At 49.4% G+C, this 18,219-nt stretch carries 24 protein-coding genes; 18 read left to right on the top strand and 6 right to left on the bottom strand.

Going from position 1 to position 18,219, the window contains the following annotated elements; all coding sequences use genetic code 11:
- Nucleotides 1-2: 2 nt before the first annotated feature.
- The 3 genes from KG118_RS13615 (at nucleotide 3) to KG118_RS13605 (ending at nucleotide 1,616) form a co-directional block, all read left to right on the top strand.
- Nucleotides 3-791 carry a DUF4122 family protein gene (locus KG118_RS13615; protein ID WP_008777818.1) on the top strand — a complete coding sequence of 263 codons (789 nt, stop codon included), beginning with the start codon at nucleotides 3-5 and terminating at the stop codon, nucleotides 789-791.
- A 2-nt stretch (nucleotides 792-793) separates the two neighbouring features.
- Nucleotides 794-1,060, top strand: coding sequence for a hypothetical protein (locus KG118_RS13610; protein WP_117589793.1), 267 nt, complete (start codon nucleotides 794-796; stop codon nucleotides 1,058-1,060).
- A gap of 229 nt (nucleotides 1,061-1,289) precedes the next feature.
- Nucleotides 1,290-1,616, top strand: a complete 327-nt coding sequence (locus KG118_RS13605; RefSeq protein WP_008777820.1) for a hypothetical protein — start codon at nucleotides 1,290-1,292, stop codon at nucleotides 1,614-1,616.
- 116 nt (nucleotides 1,617-1,732) lie between these two features.
- Here the strand turns inward: KG118_RS13605 and KG118_RS13600 are convergent, their stop codons facing one another.
- Entirely contained in the window at nucleotides 1,733-2,236 is a 504-nt protein-coding gene (locus KG118_RS13600) for a hypothetical protein (RefSeq protein WP_008777821.1), read from the bottom strand.
- Between the two features lie 253 nt (nucleotides 2,237-2,489).
- Nucleotides 2,490-3,005, bottom strand: coding sequence for an SLOG family protein (locus KG118_RS13595; protein WP_117616062.1), 516 nt, complete (start codon nucleotides 3,003-3,005; stop codon nucleotides 2,490-2,492).
- A 411-nt stretch (nucleotides 3,006-3,416) separates the two neighbouring features.
- On the opposite strand from KG118_RS13595, the gene KG118_RS13590 reads away from it, so the two are divergent.
- The 14 genes from KG118_RS13590 to KG118_RS13525 are packed head-to-tail and all read left to right on the top strand — an operon-like array spanning nucleotide 3,417 to nucleotide 15,067.
- Complete coding sequence (locus tag KG118_RS13590) at nucleotides 3,417-3,713, top strand: DUF4134 domain-containing protein (protein ID WP_005644316.1); 297 nt, start codon at nucleotides 3,417-3,419, stop codon at nucleotides 3,711-3,713.
- 1 nt (nucleotide 3,714) lies between these two features.
- On the top strand, nucleotides 3,715-4,047 hold the full coding sequence (locus KG118_RS13585; RefSeq protein ID WP_008777826.1) for a DUF4133 domain-containing protein: 333 nt from the start codon (nucleotides 3,715-3,717) through the stop codon (nucleotides 4,045-4,047).
- On the top strand, nucleotides 4,044-6,563 hold the full coding sequence (locus KG118_RS13580; RefSeq protein ID WP_117589901.1) for a TraG family conjugative transposon ATPase: 2,520 nt from the start codon (nucleotides 4,044-4,046) through the stop codon (nucleotides 6,561-6,563). The genes KG118_RS13585 and KG118_RS13580 overlap by 4 nt, the downstream gene beginning before the upstream one ends.
- Nucleotides 6,560-7,612 carry a hypothetical protein gene (locus KG118_RS13575; protein WP_008777831.1) on the top strand — a complete coding sequence of 351 codons (1,053 nt, stop codon included), beginning with the start codon at nucleotides 6,560-6,562 and terminating at the stop codon, nucleotides 7,610-7,612. The genes KG118_RS13580 and KG118_RS13575 overlap by 4 nt, the downstream gene beginning before the upstream one ends.
- 39 nt (nucleotides 7,613-7,651) lie before the next feature.
- A complete protein-coding gene (locus KG118_RS13570) occupies nucleotides 7,652-8,281 on the top strand; it encodes a DUF4141 domain-containing protein (RefSeq protein WP_008777832.1) in 630 nt (209 codons plus the stop codon).
- A 19-nt stretch (nucleotides 8,282-8,300) separates the two neighbouring features.
- The gene (gene traJ / locus KG118_RS13565; RefSeq protein ID WP_008777833.1) at nucleotides 8,301-9,305 is read left to right on the top strand and encodes a conjugative transposon protein TraJ; all 1,005 of its coding nucleotides are present in this window, start codon (nucleotides 8,301-8,303) and stop codon (nucleotides 9,303-9,305) included.
- A gap of 23 nt (nucleotides 9,306-9,328) precedes the next feature.
- Complete coding sequence (gene traK / locus KG118_RS13560; protein WP_008777834.1) at nucleotides 9,329-9,952, top strand: conjugative transposon protein TraK; 624 nt, start codon at nucleotides 9,329-9,331, stop codon at nucleotides 9,950-9,952.
- 12 nt (nucleotides 9,953-9,964) lie between these two features.
- Nucleotides 9,965-10,270: a TraL conjugative transposon family protein gene (locus KG118_RS13555; protein WP_005644331.1), complete on the top strand. Its 306-nt coding sequence runs from the start codon at nucleotides 9,965-9,967 to the stop codon at nucleotides 10,268-10,270.
- On the top strand, nucleotides 10,263-11,531 hold the full coding sequence (gene traM / locus KG118_RS13550) for a conjugative transposon protein TraM (RefSeq protein ID WP_117616064.1): 1,269 nt from the start codon (nucleotides 10,263-10,265) through the stop codon (nucleotides 11,529-11,531). The genes KG118_RS13555 and traM overlap by 8 nt, the downstream gene beginning before the upstream one ends.
- A gap of 23 nt (nucleotides 11,532-11,554) precedes the next feature.
- Entirely contained in the window at nucleotides 11,555-12,538 is a 984-nt protein-coding gene (gene traN, locus KG118_RS13545) for a conjugative transposon protein TraN (protein ID WP_117589876.1), read from the top strand.
- Between the two features lie 2 nt (nucleotides 12,539-12,540).
- Nucleotides 12,541-13,113, top strand: coding sequence for a conjugal transfer protein TraO (locus KG118_RS13540; RefSeq protein WP_005644336.1), 573 nt, complete (start codon nucleotides 12,541-12,543; stop codon nucleotides 13,111-13,113).
- A 12-nt stretch (nucleotides 13,114-13,125) separates the two neighbouring features.
- Complete coding sequence (locus tag KG118_RS13535) at nucleotides 13,126-13,992, top strand: toprim domain-containing protein (RefSeq protein ID WP_117589877.1); 867 nt, start codon at nucleotides 13,126-13,128, stop codon at nucleotides 13,990-13,992.
- A gap of 39 nt (nucleotides 13,993-14,031) precedes the next feature.
- Nucleotides 14,032-14,538, top strand: coding sequence for a DUF3872 domain-containing protein (locus KG118_RS13530; RefSeq protein ID WP_005644341.1), 507 nt, complete (start codon nucleotides 14,032-14,034; stop codon nucleotides 14,536-14,538).
- A 13-nt stretch (nucleotides 14,539-14,551) separates the two neighbouring features.
- On the top strand, nucleotides 14,552-15,067 hold the full coding sequence (locus KG118_RS13525) for a glycoside hydrolase family protein (RefSeq protein ID WP_008779475.1): 516 nt from the start codon (nucleotides 14,552-14,554) through the stop codon (nucleotides 15,065-15,067).
- A 76-nt stretch (nucleotides 15,068-15,143) separates the two neighbouring features.
- Here KG118_RS13525 and KG118_RS13520 read toward each other — a convergent pair whose 3' ends face one another.
- Together KG118_RS13520 and KG118_RS13515 are read right to left on the bottom strand one after the other, a co-directional pair.
- Nucleotides 15,144-16,070, bottom strand: a complete 927-nt coding sequence (locus KG118_RS13520; RefSeq protein ID WP_008777839.1) for a hypothetical protein — start codon at nucleotides 16,068-16,070, stop codon at nucleotides 15,144-15,146.
- A 44-nt stretch (nucleotides 16,071-16,114) separates the two neighbouring features.
- The gene (locus KG118_RS13515; protein WP_005647125.1) at nucleotides 16,115-16,405 is read right to left on the bottom strand and encodes a DUF4120 family protein; all 291 of its coding nucleotides are present in this window, start codon (nucleotides 16,403-16,405) and stop codon (nucleotides 16,115-16,117) included.
- Between the two features lie 322 nt (nucleotides 16,406-16,727).
- On the opposite strand from KG118_RS13515, the gene KG118_RS13510 reads away from it, so the two are divergent.
- Nucleotides 16,728-17,072 carry a hypothetical protein gene (locus KG118_RS13510; RefSeq protein WP_005647127.1) on the top strand — a complete coding sequence of 115 codons (345 nt, stop codon included), beginning with the start codon at nucleotides 16,728-16,730 and terminating at the stop codon, nucleotides 17,070-17,072.
- A 60-nt stretch (nucleotides 17,073-17,132) separates the two neighbouring features.
- Here KG118_RS13510 and KG118_RS13505 read toward each other — a convergent pair whose 3' ends face one another.
- Together KG118_RS13505 and KG118_RS13500 are read right to left on the bottom strand one after the other, a co-directional pair.
- Nucleotides 17,133-17,843 (bottom strand): hypothetical protein, encoded by a 711-nt coding sequence (locus KG118_RS13505; protein WP_117689223.1) that lies wholly within the window; start codon nucleotides 17,841-17,843, stop codon nucleotides 17,133-17,135.
- Between the two features lie 2 nt (nucleotides 17,844-17,845).
- Nucleotides 17,846-18,211 carry a hypothetical protein gene (locus KG118_RS13500; RefSeq protein ID WP_005647131.1) on the bottom strand — a complete coding sequence of 122 codons (366 nt, stop codon included), beginning with the start codon at nucleotides 18,209-18,211 and terminating at the stop codon, nucleotides 17,846-17,848.
- Nucleotides 18,212-18,219 lie beyond the last annotated feature (8 nt).

Here is an 18,219-nt window from a genome sequence, read left to right as displayed (position 1 = left end):
TCATGGAAACAACATTAATTTATTTTTCAGTAAAAGCCATGTCGGCAACCTACATATTATATAAGGTATGGATGTTCATTTTCAGTCCGAGAGTTTATAATTTTTGGGATAGTCAGCTTCGTCATATGCGTATTGCACGTATCCGGTTATGGAAATCACGCAAAAAGCGGATGGCGGAAAAAGCAAGGAAAGCCCGGTATAGGGCAAGACTGGACAAGGCTGAAGCGTGGATTGCACAAGCGGAGAAGGATATCCTTAAAGTCGGGCATGAAGAGAAAACCGAAACGCAGCCGAATCCACTGGACGAGTACAATGAAGTAATCGGAAAGACAAAAATAGTCTATCTTGAAGACCCGGACATGGCGAGAAAAACTCCCACACGTTCTGAACCTATGAAGAAAGAGCCTATAGAGGAAGATGAGGATATAGATCCGGATGATGTGATAGATGGTTTCTCTTCACAAAAGGGACTGACAGAATCGGAAAAACGGGAACTTATGTCAAATGACGGGTGTGTTCCTGACCCGGATTTTTCAAGGGCACTGACTTTTGAAGAATTGAACAATGTCGCTGATGTACTTATTTTGGGGACGGATGACAGAAAGAAAATCCGAAATGCAGCCGAAACCCTGTACCAACTTCAGGATACAGACCTGTTCAGGTTCTTTGCAACCGAATTGAGTACTCAAAGCCAATTGGAAAAACTGCTTAAGGAAAATATGCCAAATGGAAAAGAGGCGCCAAAACAATCTTTGGAACAGATTAGAATTGATTGGAATAAATACATGTAAATATGGAATCGAATGTGAAAAACAAAAAACAACAAGCAATGCCGAAGTCAGAAGCAGAATCTTTTGGCATAAAAAGAAATCCTGCAATTCGTGCCCCACGCATCTATCTATCTGAAGAAGAAATCATCAGAATTATGCGGAAAGAAACCGCTATTAAAAAGAAGATAGGAAATCTTATTGATAGTATGCTTTGTGATGACTCACAAATTTCAGAAATGGATAATACAAAAAATGAGACAGGGGCATTCGATATAAATGAATTTGTTTAATTGCTTCTTTGTTGTCATATTTTTCAGAAGGCATGTCGATGTGATATCGGTGTGCCTTTTCCTGTTTTTGGAAATTTATATATATCCCAACTGTCTCTTTTTATTTCCATCGTCATATTAAATTTCTGCCAATATTGGCACTTATATATTATGGACTATAAGGTAATGCTGACAAACAAGTATTTAAGAGAAATCAATGCAAAATTCTATCTTTGCAAAAAAATGAACGATGGCAGTGACAAAAGCGATATTAGAAAAATGGCTGGTGGCGCAGAAGCGTCACCGCCTTTCAGACAGGCAGGTGCAGATGGCCCGTGAATTGGGTCTGAATCCCGACAAGCTCGGCAAGATAGACAACCACAGGCAAGAGGTCTGGAAAGCTCCGCTTCCACAGTTTATCGAAAGTATCTATTTCAAGCGGTTCAAACGTGAGGAACCGGAAACGGTCAAGCCTCTGAAACAGATCATGGCGGAAATGGAGGCTAAGAAAAAGCTGCAAAAAGAGAAAAAGAAGGAGCGTAAGATGCAGCAGGAAACGGGTTCTGATATAATTTAAAATTCTGTTTATATCAAAAGCCATTTTTATTATCTTCCATTGAATAAAAATGGCTTTTGGTATGGGGAATGAAGCGGGAGCATTAATGCACAAGTGCCGGTATAAAGTTTTTCTTATTACCCATGTATGGCATCCATTACAAAACCGTTCATCTTTTCCGGACTGAAGTTCTCATAAAGAAGCAGGTCGCAAATCGCACTTCCGTTCATGTCATCTTTCTGAAAGTCCGCCACAAATGCGCAGACCGGTTCATCCTTACAACCGGGAGTCTGATAATACAACCGGATATTTTTTCCTATATATAATCCGATATCAAGCTTTAACTGCCGCATTGACAACGCCAGCCGTCCGGACGGTTCACTGTCAGGCAACTCTACTACAACAGGAAGAACCGGCAGACAAGTGCCGTCCTTCTCTTTTTTACAGAGCAGTATATCGGGATGTCCGGAGTCATCCCCACCTGAATGCCACATGTCCCGGAACACCATTGTCCCGTTGGTCTTTTTCCATCCGAGATATCTCAGGCAATACCCTACATCCCGCAGATAATCTCCTTTTATCGCTCCCGGTCTAAGACAAGGTGACAAATCCTCCACAATTTCAGGCCAGTTTTCATTCATGGTTCATAGTTTTTTTCAATATTATTATTCAAGATACGGGCTGTACACATCATCAGGAGCCGCTTCCGGATATCGGATACTGCCTCGCGATACATAAAGCCGGGCTACCGGATTGATTCATAAAGACAAAGATACCGGTTTTGTCCGGACATTCAAGTTATAGTTTCTTAATATATCCTGTTTGTCCATTCCGGCTTGTTCCCGGTTCATGTGGATTTGCATAAGTTATGTAAATGTCACAACCCGGTTCCCACTATCTCAGCCTTTCGTGGATGTTGATGACCGGCTTGCCGCATTCCAACGCCTTGCTTACCGTGTAGAATGTTCCCCCTTTCGGTACGAGGTCCCAATAGGCAACGATAACATCCGCCTTACGTACCATGTATTCATCCCTGCGCAGGTAACAGCCCTTGTGGTAATTCTCGGAAACCATGACCACCTGGTCCATCCTTTCCAACAGACGGGCATACAACAGCCGGTCTTCCGCTTCAAACCACAAGGGCTGTTTCCGAAAAGGTACTGCCGCTATGAGCTTGATACCTTCGTATCTCTCCCTGACCTGCAAGACCGCCTCCGCAGCAGTCATATCAAATCCGCTGGCCATCCCGGTGTAGTATTCCTTGTATCCCTGCCCGTACAGTTCTGTTACCATTCCAGCCACAGCTTCCCTGATTTGTGCAAGTATCCGGGGATCGTTTCCGAACCCTTGCAGAATACGTTCCTTACGGTGTCCCGTGAAAGCCACTGTCTGATTGTTTCTTGTTTCCATGTTATCTTCTGTTTTTTGTTTTACATATATCCATTCAAACCGAACGGTATTTTATTTCCTGAAGGCTTTTCCGCCCCGGTCCGGAATCCCGCAAGGCTTGCCGTGAAAAAATACCGCAAGCGCAGCGAGGATGATTATTTCACGGCAACCAGCCCGCAGGGCCGCCTTGCCGGGCTTCTCAGGACACGGGGCTACCTTTGCCGGAAGAAATGAAATGCCGCTTTCTCCTTATCCTGTTTTTACTGTTTCATATTGCCGGGAAAACCCTTTTTGAATGGTTGAAAATTCCCTGCCGATGTAACGTGATGTCATACGGTGTCACATATCGTACAGTTTGTAAATCAATAAATTAAGCACTATATATTCGCAGTCGAAATCATTTTTTGTCTCACTAATTAAAAGTTTCGACACATGAAAAAAAGATTCTTTTTGGCAGCCATGACGCTGCTGGTTTCAATGGGGGCATTTGCCCAGGGCAACGGTATCGGTGGAATTACGGAAGCTACCAATATGGTCACTTCGTATTTCGATCCCGGCACCAAGCTGATTTACGCCATCGGTGCCGTTATCGGCCTTATCGGAGGCGTGAAGGTCTATTCCAAGTTCTCGTCAGGCGACCCGGATACCTCAAAGACTGCCGCCAGCTGGTTCGGTGCGTGTATCTTCCTGATTGTCGCCGCCACCATCTTACGCTCATTCTTCCTGTAATATGGCGGAATTCAATGTCAACAAGGGGATTGGGCGCAGCCCGGAGTTCAAGGGACTCAAGAGCCAGTACCTGTTCATCTTTGCGGGAGGATTGCTCGCGTTGTTCGTAATCTTCGTCGTCATGTACATGGCAGGTATCGACCAGTGGGTCTGCATCGGTTTCGGGGTCGTTTCCGCATCGGTGCTGGTCTGGGTCACTTTCAGGATGAATTCGAAATACGGTGAATGGGGCCTTATGAAACTCCATGCGCTGCGCAGCCATCCCCGCTACATCATCAGCCGGAGAAAGTTCCTCCGGTTGTTTTCTCCAACCATTAAAAACAGAAAAGCATGAAAAACGTAATGAAAACAGCCACGCTGGAAAGCAAGTTCCCACTGTTGTCCGTGGAGAACGGCTGCATCATCAGCAAGGATGCGGACATCACCGTAGCATACCGGGTGGAACTGCCGGAACTGTTCACGCTGACACGTGCCGAGTACGAGTCCATGCACTCCACCTGGGCAAAAGCGGTAAAGGTCTTGCCGAACTACAGCATCGTACACAAGCAGGACTTCTTCATCGAAGAGGGATATAAACCGGATATTTGCAAGGAAGACCTGAGCTTTCTGAGCCGCAGTTTCGAACGCCATTTCAACGAGCGGCCGTATTTGCAGCATACCTGTTACCTGTTCCTTACGAAAACCACGAAGGAGCACAGCCGGACAACCAGCAGTTTCAATGCACTTACAAGGGGATTCATTATCCCCAAGGAAATGCAGGACAAGGAAACCGTCACCCGGTTCATGGAGTGTTGCGGACAATTCGAACGCATCGTGAACGACAGCGGCCTGCTACGTATCATCCGCCTGACGGATGAGGAAATCATCGGGAGCAAAAATTCCGCCGGCATCATCGAGAAGTATTTTTCCATGTCGCAGGAAGATGCTACCTGCTTGCAGGATCTGTCACTCGGTGCCGGGGAAATGAAGGTGGGCGACAACTACCTGTGCCTTCATACGCTTTCCGATCCGGAAGACCTGCCGTCGAACGTGTCAACCGACTGCCGGTATGAAAGGCTCTCGACAGACCGGAGCGACTGTCGGCTGTCCTTTGCCGCACCGATAGGCATTCTGCTTACCTGCAACCATGTGGTGAACCAGTACCTCTTCATTGATGATTCGGCGGAAATTCTCAGGAAATTCGAGCAGACTGCACGGAACATGCATTCGCTTTCCCGTTACAGCCGTTCCAACCAGATCAACCGCGAATGGATTGAAGAGTACCTGAACGAGGCGCACAGCAAGGGGCTGACCTCCATCCGCGCACACTGCAATGTCATGGCCTGGAGCGATGACCGGGAAAAGTTGAAGCGCATCAAGAACGATGTAGGTAGCCAGCTGGCGTTGATGGAAGCGAAACCGCGTCACAACACGGTGGATGTGCCGACTCTGTTCTGGGCGGCAATACCCGGCAATGCCGGAGATTTCCCGTCCGAGGAGAGTTTCCACACCTTTATTGAGCAGGCCCTATGCCTGTTCATCGGGGAAACCTCCTATAAGGATTCGCTCTCTCCGTTCGGCATCCGTATGGTGGACCGCCTGACCGGAAAGCCGGTCCATCTGGACATTTCCGACCTGCCGATGAAGAACGGCACCATCACGAACAGGAACAAATTTATCCTCGGCCCGTCCGGCTCGGGCAAGTCCTTCTTTACCAACCATATGGTGAGGCAATATTACGAGCAAGGGACACACGTGCTATTGGTGGATACGGGCAACTCCTACCAGGGGCTGTGCAACCTGATCCACGCGAGGACACACGGCGAGGACGGGATTTATTTCACCTACGAGGAGGATAATCCCATCGCCTTCAATCCTTTCTATGTGGAAGACGGAATTTTCGACATCGAGAAGAAAGAGTCCATCAAGACGCTTATCCTTACCCTGTGGAAGCGTGACGACGAGCCGCCGACACGTGCCGAGGAGGTGGCACTATCTAATGCGGTCAATCTTTTTCTGGAGAAAATCCGCAGGGACAGCAGCATAAAACCCTCCTTCGATACCTTCTATGAGTTTATCCGTGACGAGTATCAGGATATCCTGAAAGAGAAGCGAACCCGTGAGAAGGATTTTGACGTGTGGGGATTCCTGAATGTGCTGGAACCTTATTACAAGGGTGGCGAGTATGACTTCCTGTTGAATTCCGACAGACAGCTTGATTTGCTTGGCAAACGGTTTATTGTCTTCGAGCTGGACAATATCCGTGACAACAAGGTGCTACTTCCGATTGTCACCATCATCATCATGGAGACTTTTATCAGCAAGATGCGCAAGTTGAAAGGTATCCGGAAAATAATCCTTATCGAAGAGTGCTGGAAGGCATTGGCATCCGCCAATATGAGCAACTATATCCGCTACCTTTTCAAGACCGTCCGAAAGTTTTTCGGCGAGGCCGTGGTCGTGACCCAGGAAGTAGAGGACATCATTTCTTCTCCGATTGTCAAGGGCACCATCATTAATAATAGTGACTGTAAGATTCTCCTTGACCAGCGCAAGTATATGAACAAGTTCGATGAGATCCAGACCTTGCTCGGTCTGACCGACAAGGAGCGGGCGCAGATACTTTCCATCAACATGGCAAACAATCCTTCCCGAAAGTACAAGGAAGTGTGGATTGGTCTCGGAGGCTCACAGTCAGCAGTCTATGCTACGGAGGTTTCACTTGAGGAGTACGTCTGCTACACCACAGAAGAGACCGAAAAACTTGAGCTGATGCGGCTTACGGAGAAACTCGGAGGCAATATAGAGCTTGCCATCAGGCAGTTGGCCGATAGCAAGCGAAGCCAGGTGAAAGGGATTGGAATCACATGAAAACCGAAAAACAATCACGAATCATGGAAATGAAAGAATGGATAAAAGAACAGCAGCGCCGCTATCTGGACGAGCCGCGCCTCAAGGAGTTGACGGAAGTGATGAAACAGACAAGGGTACTTGTCCGGAAAAAGGAGTACCGGAAGCTGTCGGAACTGGTCAGGCGGTACAGGAAGTCGGAGGATGTGATTACCCAAGTCTCCTGCCTGTTGTCAGCCTCGTACCTGTTCCCGACACCGGAAAAAACGGCGGAAACGGACAGGTCGGAACTGATGGAGGCATTGAAAGATACTTATTTCATGGAGAAGAACGGTTCCCGGCTTATGGATATCAGACCTGAAGAAGCCGTCCCTGTCCACCGAATGCTTGCCATGTACACATTCATGCAGGATGTTTACTCGAAGGAAAATCCGGAAAGCAAGCAGGAACGTCCGTCACCGCAAGAAGTGCGGTCATCTGTCCGGATTCTGGACTTCCATCGGAAAGAGAGCGACATGTGGGAACTCTGCAACCTGGCCGTGCATCTTATGCCACCTTCACGGTATGTGGCACTCAGGTACGGGCTTGCGGATGATTATGACAGGCTTGACAGGCTGAACCGTTCCGGGCCGGAACCAGCATATGATGAGGGGGTGATATTGGAAAGCCGTCTGTGCAGGAATGCGGAAAAGGCTGCGGAAAGCATCAAGGATGTCCGTCTGCCGGATTTCTATTTGGAAAGACTGGATGGAGAACTGGAGATTTTGGGACGGATTGCGGCCTCACCGGATGTGGTTCACGACATCCTGCAAATCAGTCCTGATTTTCTCGCCAAGTACGGCATAGACAAGAACGTTTCCGCGACGGAACGCTCGTGTCAGGCAGAGAAAGCCTACCGGGAGCTGGATGCCCGTTTCGTCAGAATGACCGGACGCAGGCCGTATGCAGACGAACTCTTCGCCTCCATCAGACGCAAGAGGGAGAATTCCGGAATAGAGAACCGACCGAGACAGGCGCAACGGACCATCCTCCGGAACCCGCCGTCCAAAGGGCGGAAAATGGGAATCTGACTTTTAACAGAATTATTCACAATTAAAAATAGAAACATCATGAAAAAGAAAATTCTTATGCTGTGCATGGGCTGCTTCCTTGTCAGCCTCACAGCGAAAGCCCAATGGGTAGTGAGCGACCCGGGCAATCTGGCGCAGGGAATCATCAATGCTGCCAAGAACATCGTTCACACATCCTCCACTGCCACCAATATGGCGAATAGTTTTCAGGAAACCGTGAAAATCTACCAGCAGGGCAAGGAGTATTACGACGGGCTTCGCAAGGTCAAGAACCTTGTCCGTGATGCCCGCAAAGTCCAGCAGACCATCCTGATGGTGGGCGATATCACGGACATCTATGTCACCAGCTTCGAGCGTATGCTCAGCGACCCGTATTTTACGCCGGAAGAACTGAGCGCGATTGCTTTGGGATACACCAAACTGCTGGAAGAAAGTGCCCATTTGCTGAACGATTTGAAGACGGTGGTCAACGAGAACGGGCTTTCCATGAACGACAAGGAAAGGATGGATATCATCGACCGCTGCTACAACGACATGTTGCAAAACCGCAGTCTGGTACAGTATTACACCAACAAGAACATCGGGGTGTCCTACCTGCGCGCCAAGAAACAGAACGACCTAGACCGCGTGATGGCACTCTACGGCTCACCGAACGAACGTTATTGGTAATTCCTAATCCGCTTTCATTATGTTATTGTTGGCTATAGATTTTGACAACCTGCATCAGATTTTACAGAATCTGTATGTGGAAATGATGCCGCTCTGCTCAAAGATGACCGGTGTGGCAAGAGGCCTTGCCGGTCTGGGAGCGCTTTTCTATGTGGCGTATCGTGTATGGCAGGCTCTGGCACGTGCCGAGCCTGTGGATGTCTTTCCGCTTTTGCGTCCGTTCGCTTTGGGGCTTTGTATCATGTTCTTTCCGACACTCGTTCTGGGTACGCTGAACAGCATCCTCTCGCCCGTCGTGAAAGGGACCCATACCATATTGGAGTCGCAGACCTTTGACATGAACGAGTACCGGGCACAGAAGGACAAGCTGGAGATTGAGGCGATGAAACGGAATCCCGAGACAGCCTATCTGGTCGACAAGGAGACTTTTGACAACAGGCTGGACGAGCTGGGTGCGTTTGACGCTATAGAAGCCTGCGGGATGTATGTGGACCGCGCGATGTACAACATGAAAAGGGCCGTACAGAATTTCTTCCGGGAACTGCTGGAACTTCTGTTCAATGCGGCGGCGCTGGTCATCGACACGCTGAGGACATTCTTCCTGATAGTCCTTTCGATACTCGGTCCGGTTTCTTTCGCCATCTCCTGCTGGGACGGTTTCCAAGCTTCTCTCAGCCAGTGGTTCGTCCGCTATATCAGCATCTACCTTTGGCTTCCTGTCAGCGACCTGTTCAGCAGTGTGCTGGCGAGAATCCAGGTGCTGATGCTACAGAGGGATATCGAGCGGCTTTCCGATCCGGATTTCATCCCCGACAGTTCAAACGCGGTTTACATCACTTTCCTCATTATCGGCATCATCGGGTATTTCACCATACCGACCGTATCAAACTGGATTGTGCAGGCCGGAGGCGGTGCAGGCAACTACCTCAAGAATGTGAACCAAAGGGCATCCCAGGCCGGTTCCCTGGTGGCTGGTACGGCAGGAGCAGCGGTGGGAAACATTGCCGGAAGGCTTATCAAATAATAACAGTATAAAACATTTACAGAATGGAATTCAAATCATTGAAGAATATCGAGACCAGCTTCCGACAGCTGCGTCTGTTCGGGATTGTCTATCTGTGTGTATGCACGCTACTTGTGTTTTTTTCCGTATGGAAGGCTTACACTTTTGCGGAAGCGCAACGGGAGAAGATCTATGTTCTGGATGAAGGAAAGTCGTTGATGCTGGCCCTTTCACAGGACTTGGAGCAGAACCGTCCGGTGGAGGCAAGGGAGCATGTCAGGAGGTTCCATGAACTGTTCTTTACGTTATCCCCTGACAAGAGTGCGATTGAGGGTAATATCCAACGGGCCATGTTCCTCAGTGACCGTTCTGCCTATGCCCATTATGTGGATTTGGCAGAGCAGGGATATTACAACCGGATCATTTCGGGAAACATGAGCCAGCGGATTGGGATTGACAGTGTCAGGTGCGATTTCAATACCTATCCGTATGAGGTCGTGACCTATGCGAAACTCTCCATTATCAGGGAGAAGAGTGTGACCGAACGCAGCCTTGTCACACGTGGCAGGCTGCTGAACTCCACCCGCAGCGACAATAATCCGCACGGTTTCATCCTTGAAGCCTTCCGTGTGGTGGAGAACAGGGATATCAAAGTGTATGACCGTTAAAATTTTGAATGTATGAAACAAATGTTTGTAAGAATCAAGGAAACCGTTGCAGAAAAGCTTCGGGGTTTGTGTGCCGGGCTTTCTCCGGAAAAGAGAATGTTGACAGTCATCGTGCTGGCTGTCCTGTTTGCTCTCGGAAATTTCTATCTGATTTTCCGCGCCATCTATGACATCGGGCGGGAAGATGTACAGCGGGACATCATTGAGATAGCCCCGTTGGACATTCCGGATATCGTTCCTGCCGATACACTCCCGGATAAAAGGGTGCAGGAGATGGAAGAGTTTTTTAACCGATTCAATCAGAAAGAAAATGAGTAATGATATTAATAAATTAAAACAGAGGCTGGAAATCAGGAAATACCTGGTTTTTGCCGGGATGTTCCTTCTCTTCCTCGGTGCGATGTGGTTCATTTTCGCACCGTCCGAAGAGGACAAACAAAAGGAGGAGAAAAATGCGGGCTTCAACACCGAACTGCCTGACCCGAGAGGAGCCGACATAGAGGAAGACAAGATTGCCGCCTACGAGCAGGCTGACATAAAGCGCAAACAGGCGGAAAAAATGCGTACACTGGGAGACTTCTCAGGTGTTGCGGATGAAAACTCCGGAGCTGTCGTGGCATTGTCATCGGATGCGGATACCAAGGATGGCAGTCCACGTGCAAGTGACAGTAGGAATGAAGCCCGCTCTTCATCCGTCTCCGCCTACAATGACATCAACAGGACTCTCGGCAACTTTTACGAGTCACCGCAGGAAGACCCGGAAAAGGAGGCCTTGAAAGCCGAGGTGGAACAACTGAAGCAGACGGTTGCCGCACAGAATGCACAGCCGGGTTATGAGGAACAGGTGGCACTTTTGGAAAAGTCCTACGAGCTCGCAGCCAAATACATGCCGGGTAATGGCGGCAAAAGGATGGACAGCCGCCCGGAGGATGAAGAAGCCGGACGGGATGGAAACATGAAGGCCGTTCCCGTCGGGCTGGTCTCCACTCCCGTGGTTTCATCGTTGCCGCAACCGGTCCGGGATTCCGTGTCATTAACGGGAAGGACATTGGCGGAAAGATTCCATACCCCGATTGGTCACAGGAATGAAAAAGACGTGAGGAATACCATATGTGCCTGCATCCACGGGAACCAGACTGTAATCAGCGGTCAGGGTGTGAGGATGAGACTGCTGGAAGCGATGCGTGTAGGAAAGCATGTCCTTCCCAAAAACTCCTTGCTCATCGGAGAAGGGCGCATACAGGGAGAAAGGCTTCACGTCAACATCCTTCAGGTGGAATATGGCGGTACCATCATCCCCGTGAAACTTGCCGTGTATGACAATGACGGACAGGAAGGCATCTTCATTCCGGGATCCATGGAAGCAAACGCTGTCAAGGAGGTTGCCGCCAATCTGGGGCAGAATCTCGGCACGAGCATCTCCATCACCAACCAGTCGGCAGGCGACCAGCTACTTTCCGAACTCGGGAAGGGTGCCATACAGGGTGTTTCACAGTACATCTCCCGGAAGATGCGTGAAGAGAAGGTGCATCTCAAATCCGGTTACACCCTGATGCTTTATCAGAATGACAATCAATGACAACCCATTAAAATTCAATCAACATGAAAAAGTTATTTGTAATGCTTGCCCTTGCATGGGGCACCATGGGCGCCTTTGCCCAGACTGAAACCGACAGCGCAGCGGTAGTAAACAAAGGAATCACACCGGTCAAGGAAGTGTATCCCCAAAAAGAGGAAGACGGGGACCTCTATCACGGGCTGACCCGAAAACTCACTTTCGACCGGATGATACCGCCGTACGGTCTGGAAGTGACTTACGACAAGACCACGCATATCATCTTCCCGTCTTCGGTGCGTTATGTGGACCTCGGATCGCCGAACCTCATTGCAGGCAAGGCGGACGGTGCGGAAAATGTCATTCGTGTAAAGGCTACCGTAAAGAATTTCCGTGAGGAGACCAACATGTCCGTGATAACCGAAAGCGGAAGTTTCTATACATTCAATGTAAAGTATGCGGAAGAACCGTTGTTGCTGAACATCGAGATGAAGGATTTCATCCATGACGGAAGCGAAGTGAACCGTCCCAACAACGCCCTTGACATTTACCTGAAGGAACTCGGCAGCGAGTCTCCGAAACTGGTATATCTCATCTCGAAGTCCGTCCACAAGAACAACAAAGGGCACATCAAGCATATCGGGAGCAAGGCGTTCGGCATCCAGTACCTGCTGCGCGGTCTTTACACCCATAACGGGCTGCTGTACTTTCATACACAAATCAGGAACCGGTCCAACGTACCTTATGAAGTGGATTTCGTGACATTCAAGATTGTGGACAAGAAGGTGATGAAACGTACCGCCATCCAGGAACAGGTGATATTTCCTTTGCGTGCTTACGACTATGTAACAACTGTCGCAGGGAAAAAGGACGGGCGCACCGTCTTCGTCCTGGACAAATTCACCATTCCCTCGGACAAGGTGCTGGTGGTGGAAATGCATGAGAAAAGCGGTGGAAGGCACCAGACCTTCACCGTGGAAAGTGAAGATATCGTGAGAGCCAGAGTTATAAACGGACTTAAAGTAAAGTAGTCATGAAGAAGTATCTGTTCCTATTCGTTACAGCCGTGTCGCTTGCCCTGTTCCCGGGGCGGGCACATGCCCAGCGGTACCTGCCCGGGATGAAGGGCGTGGAACTGCGCGGAGGATTTGCGAACGGCTCGAAATCCCCCTTGAATCATTATGCCGGATTTGCCGTTTCAGGATATACCAAAAGAGCCGACCGTTGGGTCATAGGTACCGAGTATCTGATGAAGAATTACGGGTACCGGAACGTGAATGTGCCCTGCGCACAGTTCACGGCAGAAGGCGGCTATTACCTGAAATTCCTGTCGGACCCGACCAGGACGGTCTTTCTCTCCATCGGCGGTTCCGCACTGGCCGGCTATGAAACCGTGAATTGGGGAGACAGGATGCTGTATGACGGCTCAACGCTGCTCGCCAAGGATGCGTTTGTCTATGGCGGTGCGATAACCCTGGAACTTGAGACTTACCTGACAGACCGCATTGTCCTGCTTGCCAATATCCGGGAACGTGCCTTGTGGGGAAGTTCCCTGGATCTGTTTACAACCCAATTCGGATTGGGAATCAAATTCATTATCCATTAAAACTGTACATCTATGACTATAGAAGAGATAAAAGCTATCCCTATCGCCGCTTTTCTGGCAAGGATGGGATATGAACCGGCAAGAAGACGGGGTGACGAATACTGGTATCTGGCCCCGTACCGGGAGGAACGCACCGCCTCGTTCCAGGTGAATGTACGAAAGGAAATCTGGCATGACTTCGGCACCGGGCAGGGAGGTGACATATTCAATCTTGCCGGGGAGTTTATCGGCAGCGGGGATTTCAAGGCGCAGGCCAGGTTCATCACAGAGACATGGGGCGGCCTCGCCCCCGAGCACAAGACCGTTTCCCGCACTGATGGGAATAACAGGGAGGATCTCCTCAAGAAGGAGAGTTTCACGGATGTACGCTTCGGGCCTCTATACAACAGAGTCCTGCTCCGATATCTGGCGGAACGCGGCATTAGCAGCGATGTGGCTGTACCGAACTGTCGGGAAGTCAGATATACCTTGCACGGGAAACGGTATTTCGCCATCGGATTCAGGAATGTCAGCGATGGATACGAGTTGCGCAACCGGTTTTTCAAGGCCAGCCTGTCACCTAAGGACATTTCACTGATGGATAACGGTTCGGACACATGCAACCTCTTCGAGGGGTTTATCGACTGCCTTTCGTGGCTGGAACTCGGTCTGGGATATGGAGACGACTATCTTGTGTTGAACTCGGTGTCATCGCTGGAACGCTCGTTCCCTATTCTTGACAGGTACGAGAGGGTCAACTGTTATCTGGATCGGGATGAAGCCGGACGGCGCACGCTGGAGGCACTCCGCAAACGCTATGCGGATAAACTGGTGGATTGTTCCTCTTTGTATAAAGGCTACAAGGACCTGAATGAATACCTGCAACATAAGTTCCTGTAAGTGTCGAATAAAGTATAACGTATTAAAATCTGATAGAATATGAATGCAATGAATAAAAAAAGAGGATTGGCCGGAATGGTGGCAGTCCTGTTCCTGGGTCTGGCGGTTTTGCTGTTGTCCGCCTGTTCTGATGAAATGGAAGTACAGCAGTCTTATCCGTTCAAGGTGGAGAACATGCCTGTTCCCACACGTATAATAAAAGGCGAGACGGTGGAAATACGCTGTGAACTCAAACGTGAAGGACATTTTTCCGATGCCCGCTACACCATCCGCTATTTCCAGCCGGACGGCAAGGGTACGCTCCGCATGGATGACGGGATGGTGCTGCTGCCCAATGACCGCTATCCCCTTGACAGGGAGGTGTTCAGGTTATACTACACTTCTGAATGCGAAGATCAGCAGACAATTGACATCTATTTTGAGGACAACAGCGAACCGGCACAGCTTTACCAATTGACTTTTGACTTCAACAACGAGACGGAGGACGAGGATTCCGTCGTGACTGCGGATAGTAAGGAATTGCCGGTCACAATTGTCGGACACTAAGCCGGTCCTGCCTATGATGAAGTTAAAAGCAATATGGTTTGCGGTACTTTCCGCCACGGTCTTTTTTCCGGGTATGCCTTCAAGGGCGGAGAATCCGGTAAAGGCAAGTCCGGACAGGTTCAGTCTTGCGGTCGAGTGTGTCAAGCGATTCGAGGGCTGGCATGGAGAGAAAAAGCATTGGCCTTATGTCGGGTGGGGTCACAAGGTTCTTCCCGGGGAGAGGTTTACCAACAGCATCTCCAAAGCGCAGGGAGACTCCATTCTGAGGGAAGACCTCCGTAAGCTGTGCCGCATGTTCAGTTATCTGGGGCGTGATTCTTTATTGGCAGCAGTCCTTTCATATAATGTGGGACCCTACAGATTAAAAGGATATGGAAAAAGACCGAAAAGCCGTCTGTTAAAGAAGCTGGAGTCGGGAGACCGCAATATTTACAAGGAATATGTCTCTTTCAGGTGCTATAAAGGAAAAGTGGTTCCGAGCATCGAACGGAGAAGGAAGGTGGAATTCATGCTGCTTTTTGAAGAGTAAATGAAAAAGGGAGAATCTTTCAGTTGTTATCACTGTCAGGTTCTCCCTTATTTCTTTGGCTTGAGAAGCTTGCATGTCAGTTTATCGGAACGGCATCCTGTACTTCCACCTCTTCAGAGAGACGGGAAAGCAGGAGTTCCGCCATGGCTCCGTTCTGTGGAATAAGGGCCGGGAAGTCTGTCTTTCCAGGCTTATATATTTCAGTGGCCACGTTGTACAAATCCCATGCGGTAATCTGTCCCTTGCTCATGGCCAGTTTCAGCACCTCTTCCGTGAAGATGGAAATCTGGCTCTGGTTCAACGGGTAGGTTTCTACAGTGGATGACAGGTTTCTGTCCGAACTGTCATGGGAAACGCGCAAGGCTGTCAGCAAGCCGATGTACAGGTAGATTTCCTCCATCGGGATAATCCGGCGTTTCAACCGCTGAATCCTTGCAATGTCCTCGTTCATGTTCACCTCGAAATTGGCCAGCCAGCCGTCCACGGTTTCGAAGAGCTCATCGGTTGTCACCTTCTTTTTCCCGTAATTGCTGATGCTCCGCTGCGGTGAGAGGATGCACTGGTTATGGCATATCTTCACGCAGGGGCCTATGGCTGCCTGTATGCCGTCCTGGTGGTAGGCGACGACCAGTGTGGTTGTCAGCTCGTCCGTCTCCCAATCCCTGATCCGGATAGTAGCGAAAATACGGCGCAGGATATGGGCTTCCACGGCTTTTTCGCCATGTGTCTGTTCCACCTGCGGGAGGATGCTCACTCCCGGCTGTGTCTTGTTTCTGTTCTGGGCAGCGAAGATTTCTTCCACCTCATAATCGAGATTGTATTTCTCGCAGATGTCCATCATGCGCCGGATGACCTGGTAATGGTAGATGCCCTGCACCGGATTGTTGTAGATGTCATTTTCTTTATAGGTGCGTTGAAGTGTCTCGAAGTTCATCACTTCAATTCCGTTTTTCTGGAAGTCAAACTGCTGTTGTCTTTCCATTACTGTCAATGTCGTTTCCATATTGAATTGAATTTTATAAAGTTAATACTGTCGTTTGCCTCTCATCAGGTGTGTATCTGCCATCCATGGAACGGCTGTAGTGTCACGGCGAAAGAACGGTCCGGTATTCCGTGATAGAGCAGACCGCCCACGATGCCTGTCCTTCCGTCGGGATAGTGTTGGGTGAAGCCGAACGAGTATGGGGCATGGTCATAGTAGAGTGAAATTTCGCTGGGACAGTCAGGATTTTCCTCCCAGCTCTTCAACCGTTCCAGGCATTTCCGGAGTGAGGTGTCACCGATGGATTCGGCATAACGCTTAACATTCTCGAAATGTTCTTCATTCAGGATTTTCATGATTCATTGTATTTTATCTGTTAAACACGTCCGGCTCCGGGAGCCGGTATTTTTATTTCTCACCTGCCTGACTGTCCCGTGGCAGTACCCGCAAGGTTTGGCGAAAGAAAATACCGCAGCCGTCAGGCGAGGATGATTTTCTTTCAGCCAACCCCGCAAGGGGCCTGACCTTGACAGGGTACACCGGACACGGGACTACCTTTGCAGGGTGGGAAATAAAATACACGGTAGTGTGCTTTGCATGGTCTGTGGCGATTCTCTTCCTGATTTGTTCGCCATTGCCGGACAAAAGATGTATTTTTGCAATTCTAATTTCAGTTTTATGGAAAACTATATAAAGAAAGCGGCGGATGCTTTCCTTGTGGAGCGTCCGTACGGTATGCGTGTGGATTACAGGAAGAAAGGATTCGTGCTGTTTAACCGTAACCTCAATGTGTTGGGAAATGCGGAACAGACCCGTCTGGAAGAACTGCCTCTGGAGCGGTTCAATGTGGAGGAGATTCCGTTGGAGGGTGAAGTCGTGGAGGAACACGCAGGATTTACCGATGTATTCTTCTATACCGATCTGACCAATCCCTATGCCGGATATGTGCTGAATTTGCAAAAGCTTAAAGCCTATAACCGGTTGATGTTTCCGCTGGCAATGGCGCTGAACCGTGAATTGTGAGGCCGGAAGCCGGTAGCGGTAACAGCTGCATGGAGCAGACCTTTACCGCCCCGGATTTAATTATTTGCCCTCTTTTTCTGTAATGAACGCCAGATAGGCGGACACGGCCTTATGGCATCCGGTAAAGTCCGGAGTCCGGCAGCCCTTGATTTTCCGGGAACTGACGGTGCCGTTCCTGTCAATGCCCCTCACATGCCTGTTGAATGTCCCTTTGGTTCTGATATGGATGTCAAAACCGTCCCTTCCGGTGATTTCAAGGAACATTTCTCCCGTAATCCGTTCCCCGTCCAGGAATTTCCGTTTCTGTTCATTGAGTAGCCACTGATGTTGCTCTTCCTGCACTCTGCGCTCTTCCGCCTCTTTCTCCTTCTGCTCCCTGCGTTTCTGCTCCTGTATTCTTTTATACTCCTCACGGGCTTGCACCAGGGAAGTGGTGTCAAGTCCGAGAGCCTCGAACACGCGGACGGAGATCAAATTGACGAAGGCTCCTCTTTCCGCACTTTGAAGCGTATCCGCAATCCAGTTCCTGCAATAGGTGGCGGCTTCCTCTCTGCAACCTTCTCCCTTGAGAAACCGGCGTGAATACTGCCCGCTGGAAAAATAAACGTTTTCAATCCGGCAGACCACATGGAAACAGTCATCGTCTTCATTCCCGTCTTCGTTCTTTCTTGACAGGGAGAGATATACATTCTTCGCATACGGCTCCAGTTCCATATAAGAAGCCACGACGGTATTCCCGTCAGACTTGTACTTGAACACTTTTGCTTTCATTGTTACATTTTTTTTGATTGTCCGTTCATATAATCCGTAATTCTCATTTCCAGTTCATCGTATATCCGGTTGAACAGTTCCTGGTACTCTTCCAGAAAAGCCCCGTCCGTATCGCACATGTCTTCGAGTGTCTTTCCATTTGCACGGCACAGCTCCGTATCGGCCAGCTCACAGACAATCTCGCTGAGCATCGAGCGGTCCTTGTCTTCGGGAAGCAGCCCTCCTTTTTTCAGGAGGCAGTAGTTACGGATATTGATTCGCAAATACAGGTCCGCCTCTTTCCACCGTCCATCGGGAAAAAGAGAGAATGCCTGTTTCAGTCCGTCGGGCTGTCCGCCCCACCATTCGTTCAAATTGTTCGGTTCCATATTGATAA

Origin of the sequence: Bacteroides propionicigenes (assembly GCF_018390535.1) — a bacterium.
In the GTDB taxonomy this organism is placed as follows: domain Bacteria; phylum Bacteroidota; class Bacteroidia; order Bacteroidales; family Bacteroidaceae; genus Bacteroides; species Bacteroides propionicigenes.
This window is presented reverse-complemented; position numbering and strand designations above follow the sequence as displayed.